Raw genomic sequence first — 2,476 nt, 5'->3', positions numbered from 1 at the left:
CCGATGCATGGCGTAACAGCCTAGACCACTATCAAGAATTCGTTATCATCGTTGCACTTGACTTGAAAATTGAGGAACTCAAATAAAAACGCGCCCAGTGCTGGGGCAATAATCATATTCGCGGATTGCACCATTCCCAGTTGGCCGTTCATACGGGTAATTTCTTTGTCTGGCACCATTGTGGGCATTACCGATTGAATCGTTGGCATCTGGAAGGTTTGCGCACAAGACCGCATCCGTAATGAAATAAAAATGAGCCAAAGTGGAAATACATGAAAGACCGTTCCGGATACGGAAAGAATAATAGCGAAACAGGCAGCAAAAACGTCCGGGAAAATTAGGAGGCCTTTTTTGTTCCACCGATCAACCATAGGACCAACAAACGGACTAAGAATCACCATTGGCAGCATTCCTAAAATAGTAGCAATGCTCAATACCGTTGCTGAACCGGTTTTCTTGGTCAAATACCAAATAGTGGCGGCCTTCTTGATTATCAAATAATTTTTCACCACTTCTATAAGTGGCGCTGGCAATGGCACTGCATCCTTTACCAGCACTAATTACAAATAACCCTTCAAAAACATTGAAAGAATAACCCCTAATATCTATAGTGTAGATATTGGGGGTTATTTATTTTCATATTATAAAAATGACTTCTTCTATTCGTCATTTTTTCGATACCTTTTAGCACGATTTTGACCAGGAAATAAACGATCATGCGATCCGACTCGAATTCCAATTAAGACTAGTTCATCTTTATCAATCGTATAAACCACCAGGACATCGTTAGTTTCGCTTGGTATTTTGTTTTTCGGGGTATCTCGTAAGTGAAATTCATTATACCCGCTCATTCGCCGATTAAGTTCATGATCCTCAAATTCTGGTGGTAATTGTTGTTGCTCAAGCAACAGGTCAATGGCTGCTCGAACTTCATCAATAATAGATTTGTCTAAACTGGCTAACCGTTTTAGATCAGCATTAAAGGTTGCACGTGGTTTAAATCTTAGTTTTTTCATTATTTAAACTGACCCCAATAATCATCATCTGATTCAACAATTTCATCGTCAGGTAAAACATGGCGTTTAATTAACTGATCACGTGCAATTGCATATTCTAACGAACCTTCTTTAGCTTTTAATGCTCTTTCTAGCCAGTCCATTTTTTCTTGTGAAACGATGGCTACTGCGCGACTATTTGAACGAGCAATATAAACGGTTTCGTCTTCGTCATTAACTTGATCTAAATATTTTTTTAGGTTAGCGCGAAAATCGCTCTGTGTTAGTGCTAATGTCATATTTACCACCCTTTCATTGTACTTAATATTGTACTTTAATCTGTACTAAAAATCAATTTTTTAAGGAGCTAAAACTATGCAACAAGTTGTCTTACCCATCAAAGATTCAAACGTTCTCAAAGAGGTTCAAGATACCTTACTCAACAACTTTAAAGCTGGCCGGCGTAACTATACAGTTTTTCAAGTTGGCAAAGCGACACTGCTGCGAGTCAGTGATGTCATGCGCTTAAAACAGGCCGATATTTTTAATCCGGACGGTTCTATTAAACAAAATGCGTTTATTCACGACCGAAAAACTGGTAAACCGAATACCTTGTACCTTAAACCTGTTCAAACAGAGCTCTTATTGTACCGTCAATGGCTGCTTGATCATAAGCTGGATTCTGAATGGCTCTTTCCTTCCATTCAACACCCAGAACGCCATATCACGGAAAAACAGTTCTACAAAATTATGAGTAAGGTTGGCGATCTATTAGGAATTAATTATCTAGGTACTCATACGATGCGCAAAACTGGGGCTTATCGTGTTTACACGCAATCCAATTACAATATTGGCTTAGTCATGCACTTATTAAATCACTCAAGTGAATCAATGACTTTAGCTTATTTAGGCTTAGACCAGGCTAGTACTGAAACGATGCTGGATAAAATTGATTTTGGTTAGGAGGCTGGCTTTATGGATTTAGATTTTGAAACCAACAAGTATGATCTTTTTGATGATTGGCACCAAAACAAGATTAAACAAGCCTTTACACAAAAATTGCAGCAACAAGCTCAACTTGAAAAAACACAGCTGCCACAGTTATTGTCGCGTGAAGATTTAAAAATTCGCTGGCAGATGAACTCTCGTCAAAGTGTTCATCAAGTTGCTAGTAAGCCTGATTTTCCGCAACCCGTTTTTGCTTTTAATCATGGTAAGACGCCACTTTACTTAACAACTGAAATTCAAATTTTTGAAATTAATCACCCCTGGGTAATAACTCCCGATGCTCGTCTTGCTTATAGTCATTGGATCCTTCGTAATGTGATTGATTAATCTTGAGATTTGTCTCTAGGTTTTTGAGGGTTTACTCTAGGTTTTTTATAGTTGGCGCTAGCCTTCTAATACCCTAGATTGCATAATTAAAGTTACCACCCAGAAAATGTGAAAAAAGACCTGTCCGTTCTTGCTAAAATGGTGTT

At 38.3% G+C, this 2,476-nt stretch carries 4 protein-coding genes and 1 pseudogene; 2 read left to right on the top strand and 3 right to left on the bottom strand.

The window, feature by feature from the left end; all coding sequences use genetic code 11:
* Nucleotides 1-71: 71 nt before the first annotated feature.
* The 3 genes and pseudogenes from Q0C76_RS08920 to Q0C76_RS08910 all read right to left on the bottom strand — a co-directional run.
* A pseudogene (locus Q0C76_RS08920) lies at nucleotides 72-557 on the bottom strand (MFS transporter); the annotation flags it as partial.
* 102 nt (nucleotides 558-659) lie between these two features.
* Nucleotides 660-1,016 carry a type II toxin-antitoxin system YafQ family toxin gene (locus Q0C76_RS08915; RefSeq protein WP_047021774.1) on the bottom strand — a complete coding sequence of 119 codons (357 nt, stop codon included), beginning with the start codon at nucleotides 1,014-1,016 and terminating at the stop codon, nucleotides 660-662.
* A complete protein-coding gene (locus Q0C76_RS08910; protein ID WP_003586674.1) occupies nucleotides 1,016-1,294 on the bottom strand; it encodes a type II toxin-antitoxin system Phd/YefM family antitoxin in 279 nt (92 codons plus the stop codon). Before Q0C76_RS08910 ends, Q0C76_RS08915 begins: the two co-directional genes overlap by 1 nt.
* A gap of 76 nt (nucleotides 1,295-1,370) precedes the next feature.
* Between Q0C76_RS08910 and Q0C76_RS08905 the strand changes: the two genes are divergently transcribed.
* Together Q0C76_RS08905 and Q0C76_RS08900 are read left to right on the top strand one after the other, a co-directional pair.
* Nucleotides 1,371-1,958, top strand: coding sequence for a site-specific integrase (locus Q0C76_RS08905; RefSeq protein WP_295732220.1), 588 nt, complete (start codon nucleotides 1,371-1,373; stop codon nucleotides 1,956-1,958).
* A gap of 12 nt (nucleotides 1,959-1,970) precedes the next feature.
* Entirely contained in the window at nucleotides 1,971-2,330 is a 360-nt protein-coding gene (locus Q0C76_RS08900; protein ID WP_295732217.1) for a hypothetical protein, read from the top strand.
* The last annotated feature ends 146 nt before the right edge of the window (nucleotides 2,331-2,476 follow it).

The sequence above is a fragment of the uncultured Limosilactobacillus sp. genome (assembly GCF_934202705.1).
In the GTDB taxonomy this organism is placed as follows: Bacteria; Bacillota; Bacilli; order Lactobacillales; family Lactobacillaceae; genus Limosilactobacillus.
The sequence above is the reverse complement of the archived record's forward strand: the minus strand, read 5'-3'. Positions and strand labels throughout refer to the sequence as shown.

What these genes read in the sequence shown, in the direction of transcription:
- Q0C76_RS08905 (WP_295732220.1), top strand. Translation starts at nt 1,371, where the DNA reads ATGCAACAAGTTGTCTTACCCATCAAAGATTCAAACGTTCTCAAAGAG.
- Q0C76_RS08915 (WP_047021774.1), bottom strand. Translation starts at nt 1,016, where the DNA reads ATGAAAAAACTAAGATTTAAACCACGTGCAACCTTTAATGCTGATCTA.
- Q0C76_RS08900 (WP_295732217.1), top strand. Translation starts at nt 1,971, where the DNA reads ATGGATTTAGATTTTGAAACCAACAAGTATGATCTTTTTGATGATTGG.
- Q0C76_RS08910 (WP_003586674.1), bottom strand. Translation starts at nt 1,294, where the DNA reads ATGACATTAGCACTAACACAGAGCGATTTTCGCGCTAACCTAAAAAAA.